This is a genomic window from Enterovibrio gelatinilyticus (assembly GCF_028683095.1).
GTDB lineage: Bacteria > Pseudomonadota > Gammaproteobacteria > Enterobacterales > Vibrionaceae > Enterovibrio > Enterovibrio gelatinilyticus.
Window position 1 is genome coordinate 1 of the sequence record NZ_JAJUBC010000005.1, and the last position, 23,662, is coordinate 23,662.

Below are 23,662 nucleotides of genomic sequence, written 5' to 3' on the forward strand. Positions count from 1 at the left end.
AAAAAAGCCTCTGCATTTCTGCAGAGGCTTTCGAATAAGTGGTCGGTGAAGAGGGATTCGAACCCCCGACCCTCTGGTCCCAAACCAGATGCGCTACCAAGCTGCGCTATTCACCGAGATTTTGCGTTTTTTTGAGATGCTCTCAGAGGGTCACCCTCTGGTCCGCTATTCCCAAGATCCGGATGCGCTACCAAGCTGCGCTATTCACCGAACCGGTACAACACTTCCTGATTACTCAGAGGTGGCTGTCTACCTGAAAGTGGTCGGTGAAGAGGGATTCGATGGGACTTGCCGTCAAGCCCCCGACCCTCTGGTCCGCTTTTCATCAAAAGATGGATGCGCTACCAACCTGCACTATTCACACCGCTTACTGAATTAACAGAGGTGGATGTTTACCTAAATAGTGGTCGGTGAAGAGGGATTCGAACCCCCGACCCTCTGGTCCCAAACCAGATGCGCTACCAAGCTGCGCTATTCACCGAGATTTTGCGTTTTTTGAGATGCTCTCAGAGGGTCACCCTCTGGTCCGCTATTCCCAAGATCCGGATGCGCTACTAAGCTGCGCTATTCACCGAACCGGTACAACACTTCCTGATTACTCAGAGGCGGCTGTTAACCAAAAATAGTGGTCGGTGAAGAGGGATTCGAACCCCCGACCCTCTGGTCCCAAACCAGATGCGCTACCAAGCTGCGCTATTCACCGACAAGCCCGCTGCGCTGTGCGCTGCGGAGGTGGCTTATATTACTCATCCTCGCCGTAGACTCAAGTGTTTTATCACGTTTTTCATGAGTTACGGACTGATCGCTTAAAGGATCACCAAATACGGATAAATTGCGACCTCAAACACAGTTGAATTATTACGTCGTTATAACACGCCGTTCACTTGATCTGGATCATCGATGAATCATTCACCAGTTGGCAACCTAGTATTAACTTTCATAGACATAGGAATCACAAAAATGGACTTCTGGTTAGACCTACTTTTCGGAAACGCAATTGGCCTCTCCTCAATGATCGTCATTTTTGTTGCTGTTGGCATGATCATGTTCATGGGTGGTTTCTTTGTATATAAAGCGCTTCAAGCACCAGGAACACAATAAGTTACCCTCTCATTTGAAGTTATTGTGCCAGAGCCTTCTACCTGCTCTGGCTTTTTTTATTTCTGCACGTCCCTTAGTTATCATTTTCCGCTATCAGGCTTTTCTCATTTTACGTTCTACGAGACCTAATCAAAATTTCCAATTATACTGCAGCCATGCTTCACCAATCCGTAACGGCTATGAACGGTAATAATGAGTCCGATATTTTTCGGGAAATGATGGCTGATGTATCCCCTATCGATCACGATACGGTCGAAAGAACCAGCCACCCACACAAACCTTCTGATGCACAGTTGGCCCGTCAACTTGCAGCTCAGAAGCTGTCTGATGGTGACCCACAGTACCTATCCCTTGATTACGCTAAGATGCTCAAGCCCGATGATATCGTTGCTTATAAGCGAGCGGGTGTTCAAGACGGTGTATTCAGAAAGCTTCGACTGGGTAAATATGACATTCAAGCTCGACTAGATCTTCACAAATTCACGTTGAAAGATGCGCGAGAAGAAATCCTTAAGTTTCTAAAACAATGCCAGAGAATGGATATTCGCACTGTGATTATCGTGCATGGCAAAGGGGAACGCTCAACGCCTCAAGCGCAGATGAAAAGCTATGTCTGCCAATGGCTTGAGCAAATTAGTGATGTGCAGTGTTTTCACTCTGCATTACGCCACCAAGGCGGAGCTGGTGCAGTTTACGCGTTAATCAAAAAGAGTCAGGAAAAGAAACTGGAGACACGCGAGCGCCATCTTCACCGCCGCGGTTAATCGTTTCATATTCAAAGACACAAAAAAGGAGCGACTATCGCTCCTTTTCTATTTCCAATGACAACGCTATTTCAAATGACAGCGTCTCTCACTTAGAGCGAGTATGGCTTACATCGTTATGATGACTCGAGCTGCCAAGCCCAACAAAACCAATCCGCACAGCCTATCGATCAATAATGCATTTTTCTTAAGCTTTTCTAACATGTGGCTCGACGAAAGTACCAGAGCCACTACCGTGTACCATAAGCCATCAATCAGAAACGGCGTAGCCACGATAACAGAACGACTGAACGTGTCAGTCCCTATTGCGACAAACTGGCTAAACAATGCGAGAAAAAACAGCGCGAGTTTTGGATTGAGTACCGAGATCATTGCTCCGTCCCTTGCGGCTTCAAGCAATGTTGTTTTCTCTCCTTTTTCCAATTTGGCAGCAACCCCTCCCTTCGCTCGCAACGACTTGATTCCAAGCCATGCCAGATACGCGGCACCCGCATAGGTAATAAAAGAAAATAAGGTAGGAGATTCTTTGAGAACAACCGCAAGACCAAGCAAAGTCAGCACCGCATAGAAACCAACGCCCAACGCATGTGCCCATGCTGCCACAATACCGTGTAAACGCCCGCCGGCAAGACTGTGCCTAACCATAACGACCAAGCTAGGCCCTGGCGACATGGCGCCTAGCATGCATACCAACACTAGGCTCAACCAAACGGAAATACTCACTTTGCCTTCTCCTTAACACCCATTACGTGGTTCAACCTTTCGATTTGCTCTTGCGTCAATTCAATCATGCAACTGAGATAGCCTTGACCACTACCTGAGCCTGATGCATAGCTGGCTTCCACCATTTTACATTGCGCCTCTCGCCATACATTAAAGTGAGTCATCATGAATCCCGCGGCTTTAGCTGCACTTGATGCTGACGACATTTCATCTAATTTGGTGAGGTGTGCATTCAATGAAGCGACAGTTTTATCTAATTTCTTTTCAGCCAGTTGCCAGTGATTATCAAGACATGCGGTGACTTGGACATGATGCTCACTGGTTTTATAACACGTCATGATAACGGAATCAGGTTGCTGTGCCGTGGAAGAGAAAGGTAAACACGCCAACATGAATGCAGGTAGCCTTTTAAGCATCATTTCCCCTCTTTTCCGATATCCGCCATTTTACCTTGTGTTAGCACCAACAAGTTAGACGGTGATAATTCAATTTCTAGCCCGCGCCGACCCGCACTTACATAGATCGTATCGAATTGCTGTGCGCTGGTATCGAGTAGCGTTGGAAGCCTTTTTTTCTGTCCTAGTGGACTGATACCGCCCACAACATAACCCGTGGTTTTTTCAGCTATCTCTGGGTTGGCCATCTCTGCTTTTTTCGCTCCCGCCGCTTTCGCTGCCGCTTTGAGGTCTAACTGACCCGCAACTGGAACAATGGCAACACCTAATTTCTTGGGATCACCATTCATGGAAAATAGCAAAGTTTTGAACACGCGCGCAGGGTCCTGCCCTAGTACAGACGCCGCTTCAAGACCAAAGTGCGTGTTGCTTGGATCATGCTCATAACTATGAACATGAAAGGGAATACCTGATTTTTCTGCAAGGGTGATAGCCGGTGTCATATCTATTTCTCTCAAGCATGGCGAAGCAAAGCCATATGGCATGCATACGGCAACAGCCTTATCAATATCGTATCGATAATGACATAAAAAAAGGCACTGTCACCAGTGCCTTTTTTGCGAGAGCGTGATAGCAAGAGCGATTGCACTCACTTCAACTCACCTGCGTTTATTTGTAAACAATCTCATCGTTTGGTTCATATTTGTTCACATCAATCGGTGAGTTTTTCTCTAGGAAGTCTTTGAGGACTTCTGCATCAACAAAACCGGTATTGACGTTACCTGGGTGACCCACAATTTTAGGGTAACCATCACCGCCTGCTGCGTTATAGCTTGGGACTGTAAAGCGATACACTTTATTTGGATCTAGCGGCTCACCATTGATGACAACGTCGCTCACGCCTTCAGGCGAGACCGTCATCGCGATGCCATAAAACTGCGCATAGGCACCTGAATCTACTGGCTTAGTCGCCACCACATTCAAGTAATCAAGCACTTCTGCACCGCTCATGTCAGTGTAAGTCAGCATGTTTGCGAACGGCTGAACAGTAAGAACATCTTTGTACGTTACATCACCTGCTTCGATCGAATCACGTACACCACCAGAGTTCATCACGGAGAAATCCGCCTTCGCACGCTCTTTATGCGCGGCAGCAATCATGCGACCAAGATTGGTTTGTTGGAAACGAACCACGTTACGATCACCTTCCAACTTACCGTTAGTTTCTGCAATCTTAACGCTCAGTTTGTCTTGGCCTTTGTCCTGGTAAGGTTTCAAGAAGTCATATATCTCTTTATCTTTTGGAATTTCACTCTGGATAAAGACACGCTTCTTCTCACCATTAACTTTAATTTTCTTCTTCAAGTTAACAGGAATTAAATCATAAGAAACCAGGTTCAACTCGCCATTACGGAATTCAAAATCTGCCTTACCGACGTATTTACCCCACTCATGGGCTTGAACAATCCAAGTACCGTTTTGGCTATCCGGCTTACACTCGTCGCCCGGCTTGAACGACTTGTTGTACATGTTTGGACCTTCCATGCACACTGGCTCTTGTGAGTGACCACCCACAATCATGTCCAGTGAGCCGCTATCTAGGTAGCGTGCTAATGCAACATCACCCGGCGCGTTGATACCACGCTTACCATCTTCGTAGTGACCCATGTGAGTCGTTGCGATGATGATGTCTGGCTTTTCAGTCGCTTCAAGTTCTGCAATCAGCTTTTTAGCTTCGGCTTTCGGGTCACGAAAATCCAATTCACCGATAAACTCCGGATTACCGATTTTCGACGTGTCTTCTGTTGTCAAACCGATAACCGCAATGCGCAGGCCATTCTTTTCGAAAATCTCGTAAGCTTGGTATTTACGCTTGCCTGTCGCCTTGTCGTATATGTTCGCCGACAGCATAGGGAAATCAGCCCATTGCATTTGCTTTTCTAGCACGTCTAACGAATTATCAAATTCGTGGTTACCCAGAGCCATTGCGTCATAACCAATCATGGTCATGCCTTTGAAATCCGGTTCCGCATCAAGCAAGTCTGACTCTGGAACACCAGTATTGATATCACCACCGGAAAGAAGAAGCACAGATGAACCTTGAGCTTCTGCTTCAGTACGCAGGTTATCAATCAGGGTTTTACGTGCAGCCATGCCATATTCGCCATGGCGGCTGTGCCAGAAACGACCGTGGTTGTCGTTGGTGTGAAGAATGGTGACGTTATAGGTGGTATCTGGTTGCCAACCCGGCACAACTTCCGTTGTTTCTGTGGTGGTTGAACAGCCAGCCAGAGAGGCCAGCAGTGCAGCGCTAATCGCTGCCTTGAGAGAAAGGCGATCCTTCATGGGTGTTACCTATATTTGTTGTGAGCGAAGAAGTTGGCGCTAAGTCCAGCTTCTGTGATGATTGAAATAGACTTTTTTCATCTTCACGAAACAGTCTAAATATATCCGCTCACCATCACATTCTTCTTTCAACAAACTGCCGCCCAGATCACTGAAAAACACCCCATTGGTAGACATCATGCGTCGACAATAGGGTGTTTTAGGTGGTTATTTAACCGTATGCTGGCCCTGTGATCTAGCAATCGCAAACGCTGCGGCGATAGCGAGAAGGAAGCAGTAATAGGATTGACCAACAACAGACAATGGTGACAATTCAAAAATTGACCCCAACAGCAATGCCTGTGCGCCGTAAGGAAGAACACCTTGAATAACGCAGGAGAAAATATCTAGCAAGCTCGCACTTCGTTTTGGGGCAACGTCATGCTGAGTGGATAGCTCTTTCGCCACACCGCCCGCCACAATGATAGCGACTGTGTTGTTTGCCGTACAAAGGTTGGTCAAACTGACAAGCAACGCAATGCCCGCTTCACTCGCGCGCGGAGACCCTTTCTCTGCTGCTTTGTCAGCACTAGACATGATCAATTTGCTCAACTTTTCGGTGACAAATGCAAGGCCGCCCTGCTGACGCATCAACTCTGCCAAGCCACCAATGAGCAATGACAACAGGAAGATTTCCTGCATATTCCCAAAGCCTGCGTAAATATCTTGGCTAAAGACCATCACGCTATAACCTTCAGTTTGTGCTAGACCCACAACACCTGCGAACACTATGCCAATCGTCAGCACCACGAACACATTGATGCCATACACCGCCAATACCAATATTGTCAGGTAAGGCAATACCGCCAGCCAATCAATGCTGCCCGACACGGGAGCTTGAGTCACTTCATTGGCAAAGAAGAAGATAACCAATGCCACCATTGCTGCGGGAACGGCAATTTTTACGTTCTCTCGGAACTTATCTTTCATCTGACATCCTTGCGAGCGCGTAGCTGCAATGGTGGTATCAGAAATGATAGAAAGGTTGTCGCCAAACATTGCGCCACTGAGCACAACACCTGCCATTAATGCGGTATCGATACCTGTGCTATCAGCAATACCGAGTGCAACAGGTGCTACTGCGGCGATGGTGCCCATCGACGTGCCCATTGATGTTGCAATAAATGCAGAGATCAAGAATAAGCCCGGTAAGATGAAGCTAGAAGGGAGTACAGCCAAGCCTAGGTTAACCGTTGCATCCACCCCGCCCGTCGCTTTGGCGACGGCCGAGAAAGCACCGGCCAACAGGTAGATCAAACACATTGCCGTGATGTCACGGTGTGATACACCCTCAATGAACTGGCCAATTGCAGTGTTTAACTTATCTTTGCTCATCAATACCGCCAGCATGATTGCAGGCAACACTGCAATTGGTGCTGGAAGTTGATAAAAAGCGAACTCGATATTTTGAGTGGAAAAGTAAACGCCAGTGCCGATAAACAGGCTCAAGAAAAGCCCTAATGGCAACAGTGCCAACGCTGAAGGGGTAATGTCTGATTGCTTCTGTGTCATGTCAGGTTGCATATTTTTTGTGAAGTTGAACGCAGAGTAAAAGGAAACGTTCACCCCGTCAACAAATAGACGTCTAAACGTCCAAGAAACCAAATTTTCTTTTCAACCTCTCAGTACATCTTTGATCTTGTCATCGGTATCGACAACGATTCATCTTTCCTTGAAACAAAATCAAATAATCATTTCTTTCAACTAAAGCATCGTTTGCTTTAGTCGATACAGTACTCCATACCGACAATAAGAAGATTGAATGGCCATTTGCCAATCACTTGATTTCCCAATCGCGCTGCAAGGAACACAATGGAATGACACTTACACTCAAACAAAAACTCACAGGCACTTGCCTCATAGCCGTGGTGGCGATGGCAACCGTTTTAACATTCTTGGCAGGTAATCAACTGTCTACACAAACTCAGCAAGGCTTGGAGTATCGTGTAGAGAGTCTATCGGAAGTGGCAAAAGTTGGGCTTTCTGACTGGCTCGATGCGCACGCAACAGCTATGCAGGGCTATGTTCAAACCATGCCGCATAGTAACGAAGTCAACGCGTTAGAAATGCTGCAAATCTCCGGCAAGTTTGCCATGACCTTCTACGCAAAAACCGATGGCACACTGGCGCTGTCAAACGGACAAAGCGTTGATATTGATCCTCGCCAACGCCCTTGGTTTGTTAAAGCCATCAAAGAAAACAAAACCATCAGCACCGAACCCTACCGCGATGCACTCACTGGCGAAACCATGGTGACAATTGCGATGCCTACCTATCTTAATGGCGAGCTTGATGGTGTGCTAGGCGGAGACATTAGCCTTCGCAAGGTCGTCAACGACGTATCTCAATTCCATTTCGGCAAAAATGCATTTGGCATGTTGTTTAGTGAAAAAGGGGCACTAATTGCACACAAGAACCCATCGCTAAACGGACAACCTATTACGCAATACAATTCTGCTTTGACCCTTCCTGTTATACGCCAAGCTGCTCAAGATAGTGCCCTCGTTTTATCTTCACTCAATGGCAGCGAAAAAGCCTACTTCTTTACTCAATTACCCTCGGCTAAGTGGTTCATTGGTATTGAGTTGGATATGGATACTGAATTGGCCGTTCATGATAGTGCCGTAACAACGCTTATCATGACAAGCGTTGCTGTTGCATTGGTGGTGCTCGCATTGTCGGTGTGGCTGGTGAATGTTTTGTTCCGCGACCTGAGCCGAGTGGCTGACGCTATGGCTGAAATTGCAAGTGGTGATGCTGATTTAACACAACGCTTAACACCGCACAGTAACGATGAGGTCGGCCAACTTGCCCACAACTTCAATACCTTTGTCGCCAACATGCACAACATGGTTTCTCAGCTAAAAAGTGTCGGGGAGGCATTGTCAGAGCAAGCTAATCACGCTGCCGACCAAGCGAGTGTCCGCAGCGCTCGAATTCGCACCCAACAAGATGAAATCAACATGGTCGCCACGGCAATCAACCAGATGGCGGCAGCAACACAAGAAATCGCAGGTAGCGCTGAAAATACGGCCAAGCTTTCGCAAGATGCTGTTGGTTCGTCAGAGTCTGGCGCTTCTCAAGTGGAGCAGAGCCAACAATCTATCGGCAATTTGTCCGTCGAAGTAGAGTCTGCGACATCGGTCATTGCTGAGCTTCAATCTCACACGCAAAGTATCAACTCTATCTTGTCGACCATTCAAGACATTGCAGAGCAAACCAACTTGCTGGCATTGAATGCCGCCATTGAAGCGGCACGAGCCGGTGAGCAAGGCCGCGGTTTTGCTGTTGTCGCTGATGAAGTGCGCGTACTAAGCCAACGCACACATGATTCAACCCGTGAGATTCAATCCACCATTGAAACGCTACAAAACACCACGCGTTCAGCGGTCACTATCATGGAAGGAAGCCGTCACCTTGCTACGACCAGCGTGGAAGACGCTAACAGTGCAACGAATAGCCTGTCGCAAATCACTGCGTCCGTATCTACCATCAGTGACATGGCGACACAAATCGCATCCGCTGCAGAAGAACAGTCGCTGGTCACCATTGAAATTACGCGTAACACCGAGGCGGTACGCTCTGCTTCTGATGAATTGGCACACGAAGCCAACGACGCGTCGCAGCAAGCCAGCGAACTTTCACACCTTTCTCAACAACTCAACACGGAAATCTCTCGCTTCCAATTGTAAGGGGAGAGTCACTCCAGACTGGTTAGATAACCGGTCAGTGAGAGAACCCGTCTGTAAAACAACAAAAAGCCGGCATCAGCCGGCTTTTTCATTTCTTCATTCGTTTCACCTTGTTATTGCAAACAAAGCGCAAACATTTTGCTTAGCGAATATCTAAATCATCAAAGCTTTTCACCAGATCATCCAGCGCTTTCATTTGCTTCAAGAATGGCTCCAGCTTGTCCAATGGCAATGCTGATGGGCCATCACAACGTGCGTTGTCTGGATCTGGGTGCGCTTCTATGAATAGACCAGCGATCTTGGTACCTAAACCTGCGCGCGCCAAATCAACCGTTTGTGAACGACGACCGCCAGATGCTGCGCCTAGTGGATCACGGCACTGCAGTGAGTGGGTCACGTCAAAGATGATTGGGCTGCCGTTGCTTGCCTTCTTCATCACATCGAAGCCCAGCATATCAACAACCAGGTTATCGTAACCCATGCATGAGCCGCGCTCACACAGGATGATCTTGTCGTTGCCACACTCAGCAAATTTGTCGACGATGTTACCCACTTGTCCTGGGCTCATGAACTGAGGTTTTTTCACGTTGATAACCGAATTGGTTTTTGCAAACGCTTCAACCAAGTCCGTTTGACGAGCAAGGAATGCTGGCAATTGGATAACATCAACCACTTCTGAAACAGGCTGAGCCTGCCAGATTTCGTGCACGTCAGTGATCAATTTAACGCCAAAAGTATCTTTCAACTCTTGGAAGATTTTCATGCCTTCATCGAGGCCTGGACCACGGTAAGAATGCACAGATGAACGGTTAGCTTTATCGAACGATGCTTTGAATACATACGGGATACCCAGTTTTTGGGTCACTTCCGCATAATGCTCACAGATCTGCATTGCCAGATCACGTGATTCCAAAACATTCATCCCGGCAAAAAGAACAAATGGCTTATCGTTAGCAACTTGAATATCGCCAATCTGAACTGTTTTTTGTGCTGTCATGCTACATTCCTGATTAATGGAAAATAGGGGCTTCTGCGGTCAATACTTTGACCTGCAGTTTCAATAACTCAGCGGCCGGATCATGGGGGCACTGAGCGATAAAGTATTCATAGTCTTCCGCGGCGACCCAGTCACATTTTAGCTGCTGGAAGATATAGCCACGGTCTCGAATTTCATAAGGGTCGTCAGGGCTGAAGGTTAACGCCAGCTCACTGCATCGCAATGCCATCGCGTAGTTCTCTTCACGAAGCAATGCACTTTTGATCACGGCAAGCCAACGACCAATCAGTGTCGGATTGTCACTGCCTTCAAGGTGTTCAGGCAAAAGTTGAGCGGTTGAGCCCTCTTTGCCTACCAGCCAACCACGCAGTATACGCGTTGACAAAAACTCACCATCGAATGGGTTGATATACTGCGGCTCACGGTCAAACCAGTCAACTTTCAAAATCAACTGCGTCGGAAAGCCCACAGGCTCTAACGGCAAATCAAGGCGGTCTGCAAAGAACAGGAAAATCGCCCCTAAACTCACAGGGATCCCTTTACGACGCTTAAGCACTTTCTCTACAAACGTATTATCAGAAGAGAAATACTGTTCGAAGTCGCCTTTGAAACCCCAGTCTTTGTAGAACAAACGAATCAAGCCTTCAAGGCGAAGTTCATCGTTGGTTTCACTCGCCAAAAGATGCTCGGCATCTTTGGCTAATTGCTCAAGTTCTGCTCTCACCCAATGCATGGATGTTGCAGGGTCAACAGCAGCATTCAGCGCCAGTGCGCCTTCAACCATTGTTAAAGCATCTAGTTCCTGATCTGTAAACGCGATCATTATTACCCCAACAGCTGCGGTGTTTTGCTGATAGCTAAGTTAGCGGCAGCAAAGACCCAACCTAAAGCGCCAAAGAAGGCAAACAATCTAAATAGTGTGCCTTGGCTGTAGTGAAGAGCCACATAGCCCAACGCGATATACGCTAGCACACAGGTCAGTTTTTCAGTCATCCACACCGCACTTGGCGTGAATGGAATAAAGCCAGTGATCACGATAAGCGCGACACCTGTTGCCAACAAACCTGTATCAATAATGTGAGGAACAACTTTCACCCATTTCTTTTGCAACATTTTGCTGCCCATCATGAGCCAGACAAAACGCAGGATGAATAGACTGACGCTCAAGGCGATGAACAAAAAATGGGAGTGCTTCAATGCAGCGTACATAATCCGTAATTCTCTTTTCGTTATTGATAGTGGTTTATCGATAAGTTGCCCTATCGATAATGTGTTGAGTTATGTAAGGGCCGCTTCCGCAGTCAACGCTGACTGCGCGATACGGCCTAAGGTCACACGGTCAAGGCCAGCATAATCTTGCACGGTTTCTACGTCGCAAAATCCCACGCCTAAAAACAGCGCTCTCACTGCGTGCCCTTGATCGTAACCATGTTCAATCATCAGCCAACCACCTTGTGCGAGATAGCGCGGGCTGTGTTGGCAAATATGGCGAATATCCGCCAAGCCGTGATCGTCGGCAATCAATGCCGTTTTTGGCTCAAAACGAACATCACCTTGAGCAAGGTGAGGATCCTCTGGGTCAATATAAGGCGGATTGCTGACAATCATGGTAAACGCGTGTTCGGGCACTGCATCAAACCAACTGCTTTGCAGAAACAAGGCATTGCTGATGCCATTCTCTTGCTGGTTTCGCTGAGCTAATGCGACCGCTTCTGGACGCAAATCAACTCCCGTTACCTCAAGATCATGACGCTCACTCGCAATAGACAGTGCGATTGCGCCCGTTCCTGTCCCTAAGTCCAGTACGCTGCCTTCACCTTTCGGCAAACGCTCAAGCGCTAACTCGACCAATCGTTCGGTATCAGGACGGGGAATAAGCGTGCTTGGCTCTACGTTTAGACGTAGTGACCAAAAATCGCGATAACCAATAATATACGCAACAGGTTCGCCCAACGTTCTACGGGCAATGAGACCATTGAACGCTGCCAATTCTTCATCAGACAACAATTTGTCCGACCAGGTATATAAATAGCTACTTGGCTTATCCAATACGTGGCACAGCAATACCGATGCATCAATCCTTGGCGAAGGGCTTTCGTGTTCAGCCAGTAAATGCGCTGCTGCTCGCAGCACATTTTCAATGCTATTGAGCATTAGTGTTGATCTGCCAACGCTGCCAATTGGTCCGCTTGGAATTCTTGCATGATTGGATCAACCAAACAGCCCAAATCCCCTTCCATCACGTCATCCAAACGATAAACCGTTAACGTGATACGGTGATCAGACACTCGACCTTGCGGATAGTTGTAAGTGCGGATACGGTCAGAACGGTCACCAGAACCCAACAAGTTACGACGTGTACTAGCCTGCTCTGCAGCGCGTTTTTCTTCTTCCGCTTTGATCAATCGCGCAGCTAGCACTGACATCGCTTTGGCTTTGTTCTTGTGCTGCGAACGCTCGTCCTGACATTCCACTACAGTACCGGTTGGTAAGTGGGTAATACGGATTGCTGAGTCAGTGGTGTTAACGTGCTGACCACCTGCGCCCGAAGAACGGAAGGTATCAATTTTCAAATCAGACGGATTGATGTCAGGGATTTCCGCTTCTGGGATTTCTGGCAAAATAGCAACGGTACATGCTGACGTATGAACACGGCCTTGCGATTCGGTCGCTGGTACACGTTGAACACGGTGACCACCAGACTCAAACTTCAGGACACCGTAAGCGCCGTCACCCGAAATTCTAGCGACCATCTCTTTGTAACCGCCCTGCTCCGAATTGTTGGCGTTGATCACCTCTACGCGCCAGCCTTTTGATTCAGCAAATCGGCTATACATACGGAACAAGTCACCCGCAAAAATACCCGCTTCATCACCACCAGCACCGGCGCGAATTTCAACGAAACAGTTACGCTCGTCATTGGGGTCTTTAGGAATAAGTAGCACTTGAAGCTCTTCCGTTAGGCGCTCCATTTCCACTTTGGCCGCTTTCACTTCTTCTTGTGCCATTTCACGCATTTCAGCGTCATCTTCTTGCGCCATTTCTAGCGCAGCATCCAGATCGTCCGCAGCTTGCTTGTATTGACCAAAGCACTGCGTCACTTCTTCTAGCTGGCTGTATTCTTTTGATAGCGAGCGGAATCTGTCTTGATCTCCGATAATGCCAGGATCACCCAGTAAGTGTTGTACTTCTTCGTAACGCTCAGCGAGCGATTCTAATTTGGCGAGAATTGATGGTTTCATAGTAAGTTTTACAACTATTTCAGGGGATCCAAACCTAAGCTCTGACGCAGCGTATCAAGTGTACGCTCATCGCCATTTCTGGCAGCTTCCTGCATGGCCTGAGTCGGCGCATGGATCAATTTATTGGTCAGTTTATTGCTCAGTTCAGCCAGCACTTTTTGTGGGTCAGCCCCGCTAGCAAGCGCTTGTAAGCTTTTGTTGAGCAATTCATTTTTTAGTGCTTCTGAATCCGCACGGTATTGTTTAATGCTATCCACGGCATCGCGTGAACGCATCCAGGTCATAAACCCATGGCTTTCTTCATCAACGATCGCTTCAGCTTGCACGGCAGCTGCTTTTCGCTGCTCCATGTTACGTTCCACAATCGATTGTAAATCGTCAACGGTGTACAGGTAGGCATCATTGAGATCGCCCACTTCTTCTTCTATATCCCGAGGTACCGCAATGTCGATCAGCAGCATGGGCTGATGACGACGTGCTTTCAAGGCTTTTTCTACCATCCCTTTGCCAATAATCGGCAAGGGTGCTGCTGTCGAGCTGATCACGATGTCAGCTTTATGCATGTAATCTGGAATTTCTTCTAACGAAATGACCTTAGCACCAAAGGCTTCTTCAAACGGCCTCGCTCGCTCTCTGGTTCGGTTGGCAACAATAATGTTTTTGCAGTCGTGCTCATACAAGTGCTTGGCGACCAGTTCAATCGTTTCACCTGCACCAACCAACAGCGCTGTCGACGTTTCCAGTGATTCAAAAATCTGACGTGCCAATGAGCATGCCGCGAATGCGACTGAAACTGCATTGCCGCCAATATCTGTTTCCGTGCGAACCCGTTTAGCGACTGTAAATGTCTTATGGAATAAGCGCTCTAACGGACCATTGATCGCGTCAAATTCTACCGACTCGGCATAGGCTTGTTTAACTTGGCCAAGGATCTGAGGCTCTCCCAGCACCAAGGAGTCTAAGCCACTCGCGACGCGCATTAGGTGCTGCGCCGCAGCTTGATCGTGATGGGTATATAGGCAAGAAAGCAGAGCATCACTATCAAGGTGATGGAAATCACGAAGCCAATCCACGACAACGCCAGGGCTAGGCTGCTCTAATTCACAATAGATCTCGGTTCGGTTACAGGTAGACACAATCACTCCACTCTGCACAACCTGCTTCTCTTTCAGCTGGTGAAGTGCATCACGAAGTTGTTGCGGTGAAAAAGAGACCTTTTCACGCAAGTCGACCGTTGCGGTCTTATGATTTATTCCGAGAACTAGCAAGCTCATTAAGCAGGGTTACCGACAGCACCAAGTGAAATCCGAGCCGTGGATTTTACGTTATGGGCTCGTCGAATAAAAGATAACATTAGTTTCCTCATCTTGCTAACAACCAGAAGTGTGACTATTTCACACTCAAATCAATATTTTCGTCCATTTTTTCAACAAGTAATCAAAATTTAATTCTCAACGTCTTTGATGCATATAACTTTAAAAATGATGAATAAGTGCATTTTGGTAGCGTGTCGCGGATAAGCCACTGATGATTGCCAAGAATTATCTGTATAATCGGTAGCGACTGCCAAATACACGGAGTTTCATTATGCCTCGTTCCCTATGGTTCACACTGAGCTTTCTACTGGGCCTTCTGGCGCTGTCAGGGTGCACCACGGTCCCTGCGCCAACGACAGAGTGGGATAACCATCAAGCCGCGCTGGAAGATATCAATAACTTTACCGCGAAGGGTAAAGTCGCCTTTATCAGTCCTGAACAACGTGTTTCTGCTAATTTCCTGTGGAAACAACGAGACGACGAGTTGTCACTCAGACTCACCAATTTTCTCGGAACGACCTTACTTACATTAGATGCTACACCGAATATGGCAGTATTGGTCGATGGTGAAGGCCAACGTTATGTTGACCGAAATGCTTCTACGCTGTTGCGTAACCTGACGGGGGTTGCCTTACCTGTCGATGAGATGACTCAATGGATCAAAGGCTTACCGACAGAAAAAAACGATATCACCTTAGGTGGCGATAATCGCTTGGCGTTTCTTAGTGAAAATAGCGCTGACACCAATCAGCCGGGGTGGCAAGTTGAATACAATGCGTATGACGCCAATACAGACAGCTTACTTCCATCAAGAATTAAGATGAATCAGAACACCCAGAAAGTAAATTTAGTGATTTCAGAATGGATCTTCCCACAATGACTCTAGCCACTAGCTGTTGGCCTTCTCCCGCCAAACTTAATCTTTTTCTGTACATCACTGGACAGCGTGAAAACGGCTACCATGACTTACAAACATTATTTCAGTTTCTCGATTTTGGCGACACACTCAGTATCACGCCCAATGATTCAGGCAAAATAACCCTATCGCCAGACATCGATGGCGTCACTGTTGAAGAAAATTTGATTTATCGCGCTGCCATTGCACTTCAATCAGCATCAGGTTCGACATTCGGTGCGCACATTCACGTTGATAAGATTTTACCCATGGGTGGTGGCCTTGGTGGCGGATCGTCGAATGCAGCCACGACACTCGTTGCCTTAAACCATTTGTGGCACACCGCACTGTCTACAGATGAGTTGGCTCAAATGGGGCTGGCATTAGGTGCTGATGTTCCCGTGTTTGTTCGTGGTGTCACAGCCTTTGCTGAAGGTGTGGGCGAAGTACTAACGCCAGCCTATGCTGAAGAAAAATGGTATCTGGTCGCAAAACCCGATGTTAGTATCGCAACAGCAAAAATATTTAGTCATCCTAACCTGACGCGAAATACGCCAAAACGCACATTAAATGCGCTATTAGCGGGAAATTACGAAAACGATTGCGAAAAGATAGTCAGAGAGTTGTTTCCAAAGGTTGATAAGGCTATTTCGTGGCTGCTAGAATACGCGCCGTCAAGACTGACTGGAACAGGTGCCTGTATTTTCGCGGAGTTCGAGAATGAGGATGACGCCCGTTTAACATTAAACAATTTGCCCGACTGGCTCACTGGTTTTGTAGCTCGTGGTGTGAACACTTCACCGCTCTTAACCACGCTAAAAGCGCAGAAACAATGAGACAGACAACACTCAATGGATACAACCCCGAGGTTTTCCACCGTGCCTGATATGAAGCTGTTTGCTGGTAATGCAACGCCTGTACTCGCCCAACGCATTGCGAATCGCCTATATATGTCACTAGGTGACGCTACCGTTAGCCGTTTTTCTGACGGCGAAGTGTGTGTACAGATCAACGAAAACGTACGGGGTAGCGACGTATTCGTTATCCAGTCAACGTGTGCACCAACCAATGACAACCTGATGGAATTGGTTGTAATGATCGATGCACTGCGTCGCGCATCTGCTGGCCGAATCACTGCAGTTATTCCTTACTTTGGTTACGCCCGCCAAGACCGCCGTGTGCGTTCAGCGCGTGTACCTATCACCGCGAAAGTTATTGCAGACTTCTTGTCTAACGTTGGTGTTGACCGCGTTCTGACTGTTGACCTGCACGCAGAGCAGATTCAAGGCTTCTTCGATGTACCTGTAGATAACATCTTCGGTACACCTGTGTTGCTAGAAGATATGCTGGCGAAGAAACTGGAAGATCCTGTCGTTGTTTCTCCAGACATCGGTGGCGTTGTACGTGCTCGTGCAACCGCTAAACTGCTGGACGACACTGATATTGCCATCATCGACAAGCGCCGCCCACGTGCAAACGTGTCTCAGGTAATGCACCTGATCGGTGACGTTGAAGGTCGTGACTGCATCATCGTTGATGACATGATTGATACCGGTGGTACTCTGTGTAAAGCAGCAGAAGCACTGAAAAACCGTGGCGCTAAGCGTGTATTCGCATACGCAACCCACGCAGTGTTCTCTGGCAACGCACCACAGAACATCAAAGAATCAGTGATTGACGAAGTCATCGTTACTGACTCAATTCCGCTGAGCGCGGAAATGCAAGCAACCGGTAAAGTGTCTCAACTGACCCTGTCTGGCATGCTGGCTGAAGCGATTCGTCGCATCAGCAACGAAGAATCAATCTCAGCAATGTTCGATTCTTAATCGACACTTTGTGAGTGAAAAACGCCTCGCTTTTGCGGGGCGTTTTGTTTTGTGCAGCACACTGGCGAGCGAACTCTTTGCGGCATCATTTTGAGGTCGCTCACGTATAGTGTTAGGATATGCCGCCTTTGGCGTTGGTCCTGTGACCAAATCTGTTATTCAGCGCCTAACCAATGACAACAATAACAACGAGAATCTCACCGTGAGCGACCAAATTCGTCTTTTAGTGGGTCTGGCGAATCCTGGACCAGAATACGCAAAAACCCGTCACAATGCGGGTGCTTGGGTCGTTGAAGAGTTGGCACGTATTCATAACGTGTCGCTAAAGGAAGACAAAAAATATTTTGGTTTGACGGCAAGAATCAGTGTGGGTGGTGAAGATCTTCGTTTGTTGATCCCAACCACATTCATGAATCTATCCGGCAAATCTGTGGCAGCATTGGCGAACTTCTTCCAAATTAAACCGGAAGAAATCATGGTAGCTCACGATGAGCTCGACTTGCCGCCAGGTGTTGCCAAGTTCAAGAAAGGTGGTGGTCACGGTGGACACAATGGTCTGCGTGACATCATCAGCAAGATGGGCAACAACAAAGAGTTTTATCGTCTTCGCATCGGGATCGGACACCCTGGTCACAAAGACAAAGTAGCGGGTTTTGTATTAACGAAAGCCCCTGCGAACGAACAAAGTCAAATCGAGCAAGCCGCCGATGAAGCTGTACGCTGCATCGACATTCTGCTGAAAGATGATTTGGCCAAGGCGCAGAACCGCCTTCATACATTCAAGGCGCAATAATATTTTTAACGAAAGGTTACCATCTCATGGGTTTTAAATGCGGTATCGTTGGCCTGCCAAACGTAGGTAAATCAACACTGTTCAACGCTCTGACAAAAGCCGGTATCGAAGCGGCAAACTTCCCGTTCTGTACTATCGAGCCAAACACGGGTGTGGTACCTGTGCCTGATTTGCGTCTGGATGCGCTTGCGAAAATCGTTAACCCACAACGCATTTTGCCAACCACGATGGAATTCGTAGATATCGCTGGCTTGGTTGCTGGTGCGTCTAAAGGTGAAGGTCTAGGTAACAAATTCCTAGCAAACATCCGTGAAACCGATGCAATCGGCCACGTTGTTCGTTGTTTCGAGAACGACAACATCATCCACGTTGCGGGCAAAGTAGACCCTGCTGACGATATTGATGTTATCAACACCGAGCTTGCGCTATCTGACCTTGAAGCATGTGAACGTGCTATTCAACGTCAGGCGAAGAAAGCAAAAGGCGGAGATCGCGACGCAAAAATCGAAATCGCTGTACTTGAAAAGCTGCTTCCAGTGCTAGAAGAAGGCAACATGTTGCGTTCAGTAGAACTGACCAAAGAAGAGAAGGCGGCGGTTGACTACCTTAACTTCCTGACCATGAAGCCAACCATGTACATCGCGAACGTGAACGATGACGGTTTCGAAAACAACCCATACCTTGACATCGTGAACGCGATCGCTGAGAAAGAAGGCGCGACCGTCGTTGCCGTGTGTGCGGAAATCGAAGGTGAGCTTTCTGAGCTAGAAGCAGATGAAGCCGCTGTATTCCTTGAAGAAATGGGTCTAGAAGAGCCAGGCCTGAACCGCGTTATTCGTGCAGGTTACGATCTTCTAACACTTCAAACTTACTTCACCGCTGGCGTGAAAGAAGTGCGTGCATGGACTGTTGCAGTTGGCTCAACTGCGCCACAAGCGGCAGGTAAGATCCACACTGACTTCGAAAAAGGCTTTATTCGCGCTGAAATCATTGGTTACGATGACTTCATCAATAACAATGGTGAAGCTGGCGCGAAAGTAGCTGGTAAATGGCGTTTGGAAGGCAAAGAATACATCGTTAAAGACGGCGACGTTATCCACTTCCGCTTTAACGTTTAATTACAATCGTTAACTCGATTTTAAAAGCTGGCTTATGCCAGCTTTTTTTGTTTTAAAGCTCCCTAAATTCGCCATTTACAGACCAAATGAATAAGAAAACGCCTCTCCCTGTTCAAATTCACAGCGAAGTCACCAATCTGATAAAAAAAGCATGGAAAAAAGGTTGACGACATCCAAGGTTCTTCGCATAATGCGCCCCGCACTCAGGGTATGACCCTGAACGAAAAGATGGCTACGTAGCTCAGTTGGTTAGAGCACATCACTCATAATGATGGGGTCACAGGTTCGAATCCCGTCGTAGCCACCATTCTTTTCAACGTGCAACGCTTTCTTTATGAAAGCAACAATATGCGGAAGTGGCGAAATTGGTAGACGCACCAGATTTAGGTTCTGGCGCCGCAAGGTGTGAGAGTTCAAGTCTCTCCTTCCGCACCATATTGAAGACATCATGCTTAACTGCGTGATAGTCATTGGGATATCGCCAAGCGGTAAGGCAGCGGCTTTTGATGCCGCCATTCCCTGGTTCGAATCCAGGTATCCCAGCCATATTTTGGCATGGCTACGTAGCTCAGTTGGTTAGAGCACATCACTCATAATGATGGGGTCACAGGTTCGAATCCCGTCGTAGCCACCATTTATTCGAAGGCCTTTGGCTTTCAAAACAGACTGACACTGTCACGTGTTCCAAAGCATTAGCTTTAGTCTGAAAAATTTGCGGAAGTGGCGAAATTGGTAGACGCACCAGATTTAGGTTCTGGCGCCGCAAGGTGTGAGAGTTCAAGTCTCTCCTTCCGCACCATATATCTTGTTTCTCTCAACGTTTAACGTTGAATAGAAGGTTTCAGACAAGACTAAAAAACTGAAACAACTAGGATTGCGGAAGTGGCGAAATTGGTAGACGCACCAGATTTAGGTTCTGGCGCCGCGAGGTGTGAGAGTTCAAGTCTCTCCTTCCGCACCAATCCTCTTGCTCTTTATTATTGCTTTCTGGCAGAATAGAGAAATCAGGCAAGTAAAAATCTGATAAAAATGCGGAAGTGGCGAAATTGGTAGACGCACCAGATTTAGGTTCTGGCGCCGCAAGGTGTGAGAGTTCAAGTCTCTCCTTCCGCACCATATTTAAAGAATCATGCTTCATTGCGTGACTTCTGTTGGGATATCGCCAAGCGGTAAGGCAGCGGCTTTTGATGCCGCCATTCCCTGGTTCGAATCCAGGTATCCCAGCCACAACATTTAAAAGCTCACCTTCGGGTGGGCTTTTTTTGTATCTACGCTCTCCTTTCCTCTTATGTTCATGTTTTCCCTTTACGTCTGTGTGGTTGAATTGGCTTTTAATCCCTGTAGGCTTACTCTGAAATAAGTTGATCGAATTCTATTCGATATCACGTCCAGCCATTTGTACGACAGGGACGCAGTGAAAATGAACACATCTGACAATAACAGTCTCGATAACCCAATCCAGCATCAAACATATCTCGCCTTACCTGACGGTTTGTATAGTGAAGTGCCTCCTGTGCGCGTCGAACAGCCTAGCCTGCTTGTACTCAATCATGACTTGCTCACACGTTACGGCTTATCCACTGACTGGTTTGAAAGCGCAGATGGCATTAACTTCCTTGCTGGTAATCATGACTATGCCGAGCAGCATCCTATGGCTATGGGCTATGCTGGTCATCAGTTCGGACATTACTCTCCGCAGTTAGGTGACGGGCGCGCTCATATGCTAGGCCAACTAAAAACTAACAATGACCAGTTTATTGACGTGCAATTGAAGGGCTCTGGTCGCACACCCTATTCGCGAGGCGGAGACGGACGAGCAACACTTGGCGCAGTAATTAGAGAGTATTTAATCAGCGAAGCGATGGCTGGATTGAAGATCCCCACAACGCGTACCCTCGCCATGATGGCCACGGGCGATAAGGTGATGCGTGACTACCAAATGGTGCCAGGCGCCATTCAAGTGCGCACCGCAACCAGCCACATTCGTGTCGGGTCTTTTCAATATGCTTATGCCAAATTAGGTGCGAGCGGCGTTAAAGCGTTAGCAGACTTTCTTATCACTCACCACTACCCCGATGTTAGTGAACACGAAGTGAGTGATAACAAAAACAAATACGTCGCCCTCTTTGAGGCTATTTGTGTTCGTCAGGCCAACTTGATTGCCCAGTGGATGTTGGTGGGCTTCATTCATGGTGTGATGAACACAGACAACATGTCGCTCGTTGGAGAGAGTATCGATTTTGGCCCTTGTGCCTTTATGGATGAATTCAAAGCCAATAAAGTATTCAGTTCAATTGACCGAGAAAGCCGTTACGCGTGGGATCAACAAGCCAATATTGGCTATTGGAATTTACAGCGTCTCGCTGAGACTTTCTTGCCCTTATTTGATGATAAGTTTAATGAAGACTCAGACAAATCCATAGAAATGGCTCAGGCGCCGCTCTCAGTCTATGTGACGGTGTTCCAACAAGCCTTTCAAGATGGGTTAAAACAAAAACTCGGTGTAACAGCATCAACGCAAGATGCGGATGATTTCATAAACGAAGCGCTGCCAACGGTCGCTGGCGAAAGCATGGACTTCACGCAATTCTTTGATGCACTAACGCGAGTTGCCCAAGGCGATGAATCAGAAACACAGCTGCTCTCGCTGTTTTCAAACCAAGAGAAAGGCGAACAATGGATAGCGCGCTGGCACTCAGTGAGAGATTTATCTTCAGAGAGCGTTAAGGCCATGCGAGCAGCAAACCCCGCATTGATTGCAAGAAACCATCAGGTAGAACAAGCCATTGAAGATGCAATGGAACGTGATGACTTTGCACTGTTCCATCGTTTGAGCCAAGCCTTGAAGAACCCTTATAGCGTCAGCGGTGATAACCGCGATTTACAAGCGGCTCCCATGCCGGAACAAAGAGTATTGCGAACATTCTGCGGGACCTAAGAGTAAATTGGGTCAAACACTGAATACAAAAATGGGGCTTTCAAACCCCATTTTTCATTCGATTTTGGTCGTTTCATCACGACAGCTACAGCCCCATGGCGTACTTCAACACTTGGGTTTTAATCGGCCCACTATTTTCAGCCAACTTTAAACCAACATTGCGAAGGAACTTCAGCGGCGCAATCTCATTGCTAAACCCGCCATAAAACACGTCCATACCCGCCTGCATGATCAGGTTGTCAGGTTTACGCTTTCGCTCGTACGCCACTAAAACATCATCACTGATCCATTCAACACCAGCATCCGCGACAACGTCCAGCAAAGCATCAACGTCTTTAAAGCCAAGGTTCACACCTTGCCCTGCCAATGGGTTAATCGTGTGTGCGGCATCACCAAGAATGACTACACCATGGCTTGAATAAGATTGTGCATGGCGGCGAGTCAACGGAAAGGCACCCGCCTGAATCACGTCAATATCACCCAGCTCTTTCGGGAAGTGTGTCAACACTTCTTGTTTCAGTGCCTCAGGCGACATCGCACACAGCTGCTTGATTCGCGCTGGATTGTCATACCACACAAGCGAGCCTTGGTGCCCAAGTAACGGCAAAAAGGAGCGCGGCCCTTCTGGCGTAAACCACTGCCACGTAATATCTTGCTGCGGTAATGCTGTCTTCACGTTGATAAGCATGCAGTGCTGGCGATAATCCCACGCCGTCACACCAATCTTGGCGTAATCACGCACACGAGAATTGGCACCGTCAGCGCCAACCAACCAGCGACCATGAAGCACCTCACCACTATCTAGCGTAACCGTATGTCCATTGTCATCCGCTTGCATTGAGACGATATTGGCGGGACAAAGTATATCGAGGTTAGCTTGCGCTTCACACGCTTGCCAAAGCGCCAGCTGAAGCACTCGGTTTTCAACAATAAAACCAAGTTCGGATAAGTCCATATCTTGCGCATTGAAACGAATACGGCATTCAGGGTGTTCCCATGTTTCAAGACGACGATATGGCGTCAGACGCATACCAAGCACTGAGTCCCACACTTTGAGCGCTTTCAACAAAGAAACCGATGCTGGCGAAATCGCCGATACACGCAAGTCCATGGGCTGATCAGGCGAATAAGCTTGCGGCGCAATACGCTCAACCATTGCGACACGTTTTCCTTGTTTCGCAAGGCCAAGTGCGGTTGCTGCGCCTACCATACCGCCACCCACGACGATAATATCGAATTGTTTCATAACAGATTCTCTTTAAGTCCTTGCGGCATTTTACCTGTCATGCCACCAATTGCGACAACCTCTTGGCGATAGCGTCATTAAATCCTACAAAAAAATTGGGGAGAACGTGATCTGGTCACAGTTTAGCTAAAGCAGTACAATACGCCCCCAATGCCCAAACCACGTTGAGTCACTCACGGGTTGGCGACAAACTGGACAATGCTTTTCGGCTGAGGTTGCAGTTATAACATA

Annotated in this window: 21 protein-coding genes and 12 tRNA genes; 17 read left to right on the top strand and 16 right to left on the bottom strand. The window is 47.7% G+C overall.

Features of this window, described 5'->3' with window-relative positions; all coding sequences use genetic code 11:
• Positions 1 to 39: 39 nt before the first annotated feature.
• The 4 genes from LRP50_RS05645 to LRP50_RS05660 form a co-directional block, all read right to left on the bottom strand.
• Positions 40 to 116: transfer RNA gene (locus LRP50_RS05645), tRNA-Pro, on the bottom strand.
• A gap of 144 nt (positions 117 to 260) precedes the next feature.
• A tRNA-OTHER gene (locus LRP50_RS05650) sits at positions 261 to 366 on the bottom strand.
• Between the two features lie 38 nt (positions 367 to 404).
• Positions 405 to 481 (bottom strand) — tRNA-Pro (locus tag LRP50_RS05655).
• A 145-nt stretch (positions 482 to 626) separates the two neighbouring features.
• Positions 627 to 703 (bottom strand) — tRNA-Pro (locus LRP50_RS05660).
• Between the two features lie 257 nt (positions 704 to 960).
• Between LRP50_RS05660 and LRP50_RS05665 the strand changes: the two genes are divergently transcribed.
• Both LRP50_RS05665 and smrA read left to right on the top strand, forming a co-directional pair.
• A complete protein-coding gene (locus tag LRP50_RS05665) occupies positions 961 to 1,101 on the top strand; it encodes a DUF3149 domain-containing protein (RefSeq protein ID WP_028023614.1) in 141 nt (46 codons plus the stop codon).
• A 179-nt stretch (positions 1,102 to 1,280) separates the two neighbouring features.
• Complete coding sequence (gene smrA, locus LRP50_RS05670; RefSeq protein WP_274163515.1) at positions 1,281 to 1,865, top strand: DNA endonuclease SmrA; 585 nt, start codon at positions 1,281 to 1,283, stop codon at positions 1,863 to 1,865.
• Positions 1,866 to 1,973: 108 nt separating this feature from the next.
• Here the strand turns inward: smrA and LRP50_RS05675 are convergent, their stop codons facing one another.
• From LRP50_RS05675 to LRP50_RS05695, 5 genes are all read right to left on the bottom strand, one after another.
• Complete coding sequence (locus LRP50_RS05675) at positions 1,974 to 2,588, bottom strand: LysE family translocator (RefSeq protein ID WP_274163516.1); 615 nt, start codon at positions 2,586 to 2,588, stop codon at positions 1,974 to 1,976.
• Positions 2,585 to 3,007: a lysozyme inhibitor LprI family protein gene (locus LRP50_RS05680; RefSeq protein ID WP_274163517.1), complete on the bottom strand. Its 423-nt coding sequence runs from the start codon at positions 3,005 to 3,007 to the stop codon at positions 2,585 to 2,587. Before LRP50_RS05680 ends, LRP50_RS05675 begins: the two co-directional genes overlap by 4 nt.
• Positions 3,004 to 3,486 (bottom strand): Cys-tRNA(Pro) deacylase, encoded by a 483-nt coding sequence (ybaK, locus tag LRP50_RS05685; protein WP_274163518.1) that lies wholly within the window; start codon positions 3,484 to 3,486, stop codon positions 3,004 to 3,006. Before ybaK ends, LRP50_RS05680 begins: the two co-directional genes overlap by 4 nt.
• A 166-nt stretch (positions 3,487 to 3,652) precedes the next feature.
• Positions 3,653 to 5,329 carry a bifunctional UDP-sugar hydrolase/5'-nucleotidase UshA gene (gene ushA, locus LRP50_RS05690; RefSeq protein WP_274163519.1) on the bottom strand — a complete coding sequence of 559 codons (1,677 nt, stop codon included), beginning with the start codon at positions 5,327 to 5,329 and terminating at the stop codon, positions 3,653 to 3,655.
• Positions 5,330 to 5,536: 207 nt separating this feature from the next.
• Positions 5,537 to 6,880: a Na+/H+ antiporter NhaC family protein gene (locus LRP50_RS05695; protein ID WP_274163520.1), complete on the bottom strand. Its 1,344-nt coding sequence runs from the start codon at positions 6,878 to 6,880 to the stop codon at positions 5,537 to 5,539.
• 305 nt (positions 6,881 to 7,185) lie between these two features.
• On the opposite strand from LRP50_RS05695, the gene LRP50_RS05700 reads away from it, so the two are divergent.
• Complete coding sequence (locus tag LRP50_RS05700) at positions 7,186 to 9,060, top strand: methyl-accepting chemotaxis protein (RefSeq protein WP_274163521.1); 1,875 nt, start codon at positions 7,186 to 7,188, stop codon at positions 9,058 to 9,060.
• Between the two features lie 142 nt (positions 9,061 to 9,202).
• Here the strand turns inward: LRP50_RS05700 and kdsA are convergent, their stop codons facing one another.
• The 6 genes from kdsA to hemA form a co-directional block, all read right to left on the bottom strand.
• Entirely contained in the window at positions 9,203 to 10,057 is an 855-nt protein-coding gene (kdsA, locus tag LRP50_RS05705) for a 3-deoxy-8-phosphooctulonate synthase (protein WP_274163522.1), read from the bottom strand.
• Between the two features lie 13 nt (positions 10,058 to 10,070).
• Complete coding sequence (locus LRP50_RS05710; RefSeq protein WP_274163523.1) at positions 10,071 to 10,880, bottom strand: SirB1 family protein; 810 nt, start codon at positions 10,878 to 10,880, stop codon at positions 10,071 to 10,073.
• Positions 10,881 to 10,882: 2 nt separating this feature from the next.
• Positions 10,883 to 11,266 (bottom strand): SirB2 family protein, encoded by a 384-nt coding sequence (locus LRP50_RS05715; RefSeq protein ID WP_028023624.1) that lies wholly within the window; start codon positions 11,264 to 11,266, stop codon positions 10,883 to 10,885.
• 69 nt (positions 11,267 to 11,335) lie between these two features.
• Positions 11,336 to 12,211 carry a peptide chain release factor N(5)-glutamine methyltransferase gene (prmC, locus tag LRP50_RS05720; RefSeq protein ID WP_274163524.1) on the bottom strand — a complete coding sequence of 292 codons (876 nt, stop codon included), beginning with the start codon at positions 12,209 to 12,211 and terminating at the stop codon, positions 11,336 to 11,338.
• Positions 12,211 to 13,299, bottom strand: coding sequence for a peptide chain release factor 1 (gene prfA / locus LRP50_RS05725; protein ID WP_274163525.1), 1,089 nt, complete (start codon positions 13,297 to 13,299; stop codon positions 12,211 to 12,213). Before prfA ends, prmC begins: the two co-directional genes overlap by 1 nt.
• A 14-nt stretch (positions 13,300 to 13,313) precedes the next feature.
• The gene (gene hemA, locus LRP50_RS05730) at positions 13,314 to 14,573 is read right to left on the bottom strand and encodes a glutamyl-tRNA reductase (protein WP_274163526.1); all 1,260 of its coding nucleotides are present in this window, start codon (positions 14,571 to 14,573) and stop codon (positions 13,314 to 13,316) included.
• Between the two features lie 313 nt (positions 14,574 to 14,886).
• On the opposite strand from hemA, the gene lolB reads away from it, so the two are divergent.
• The 14 genes from lolB to LRP50_RS05800 all read left to right on the top strand — a co-directional run bounded on the left by lolB (position 14,887) and on the right by LRP50_RS05800 (position 22,185).
• On the top strand, positions 14,887 to 15,495 hold the full coding sequence (gene lolB / locus LRP50_RS05735) for a lipoprotein insertase outer membrane protein LolB (RefSeq protein WP_274163527.1): 609 nt from the start codon (positions 14,887 to 14,889) through the stop codon (positions 15,493 to 15,495).
• Entirely contained in the window at positions 15,492 to 16,346 is an 855-nt protein-coding gene (gene ispE, locus LRP50_RS05740) for a 4-(cytidine 5'-diphospho)-2-C-methyl-D-erythritol kinase (RefSeq protein WP_274163528.1), read from the top strand. Before lolB ends, ispE begins: the two co-directional genes overlap by 4 nt.
• Before the next feature lie 42 nt (positions 16,347 to 16,388).
• Positions 16,389 to 17,336: a ribose-phosphate pyrophosphokinase gene (locus tag LRP50_RS05745; protein ID WP_002542407.1), complete on the top strand. Its 948-nt coding sequence runs from the start codon at positions 16,389 to 16,391 to the stop codon at positions 17,334 to 17,336.
• 202 nt (positions 17,337 to 17,538) lie between these two features.
• On the top strand, positions 17,539 to 18,129 hold the full coding sequence (gene pth / locus LRP50_RS05750) for an aminoacyl-tRNA hydrolase (RefSeq protein WP_028023630.1): 591 nt from the start codon (positions 17,539 to 17,541) through the stop codon (positions 18,127 to 18,129).
• A 26-nt stretch (positions 18,130 to 18,155) separates the two neighbouring features.
• Positions 18,156 to 19,247, top strand: coding sequence for a redox-regulated ATPase YchF (ychF, locus tag LRP50_RS05755; RefSeq protein WP_274163529.1), 1,092 nt, complete (start codon positions 18,156 to 18,158; stop codon positions 19,245 to 19,247).
• 230 nt (positions 19,248 to 19,477) lie between these two features.
• Positions 19,478 to 19,554, top strand: a tRNA-Met gene (locus LRP50_RS05760).
• A 43-nt stretch (positions 19,555 to 19,597) separates the two neighbouring features.
• Positions 19,598 to 19,682: transfer RNA gene (locus LRP50_RS05765), tRNA-Leu, on the top strand.
• Between the two features lie 36 nt (positions 19,683 to 19,718).
• Positions 19,719 to 19,793: transfer RNA gene (locus tag LRP50_RS05770), tRNA-Gln, on the top strand.
• Between the two features lie 11 nt (positions 19,794 to 19,804).
• A tRNA-Met gene (locus LRP50_RS05775) sits at positions 19,805 to 19,881 on the top strand.
• 80 nt (positions 19,882 to 19,961) lie between these two features.
• Positions 19,962 to 20,046 (top strand) — tRNA-Leu (locus LRP50_RS05780).
• 77 nt (positions 20,047 to 20,123) lie between these two features.
• Positions 20,124 to 20,208, top strand: a tRNA-Leu gene (locus LRP50_RS05785).
• A 70-nt stretch (positions 20,209 to 20,278) separates the two neighbouring features.
• Positions 20,279 to 20,363, top strand: a tRNA-Leu gene (locus LRP50_RS05790).
• Between the two features lie 36 nt (positions 20,364 to 20,399).
• Positions 20,400 to 20,474, top strand: a tRNA-Gln gene (locus LRP50_RS05795).
• Between the two features lie 193 nt (positions 20,475 to 20,667).
• Positions 20,668 to 22,185, top strand: a complete 1,518-nt coding sequence (locus LRP50_RS05800) for a protein adenylyltransferase SelO (RefSeq protein ID WP_274163530.1) — start codon at positions 20,668 to 20,670, stop codon at positions 22,183 to 22,185.
• A gap of 85 nt (positions 22,186 to 22,270) precedes the next feature.
• Here the strand turns inward: LRP50_RS05800 and LRP50_RS05805 are convergent, their stop codons facing one another.
• Positions 22,271 to 23,431, bottom strand: a complete 1,161-nt coding sequence (locus tag LRP50_RS05805; protein WP_274163531.1) for a 2-octaprenyl-3-methyl-6-methoxy-1,4-benzoquinol hydroxylase — start codon at positions 23,429 to 23,431, stop codon at positions 22,271 to 22,273.
• Positions 23,432 to 23,662: the final 231 nt, after the last annotated feature.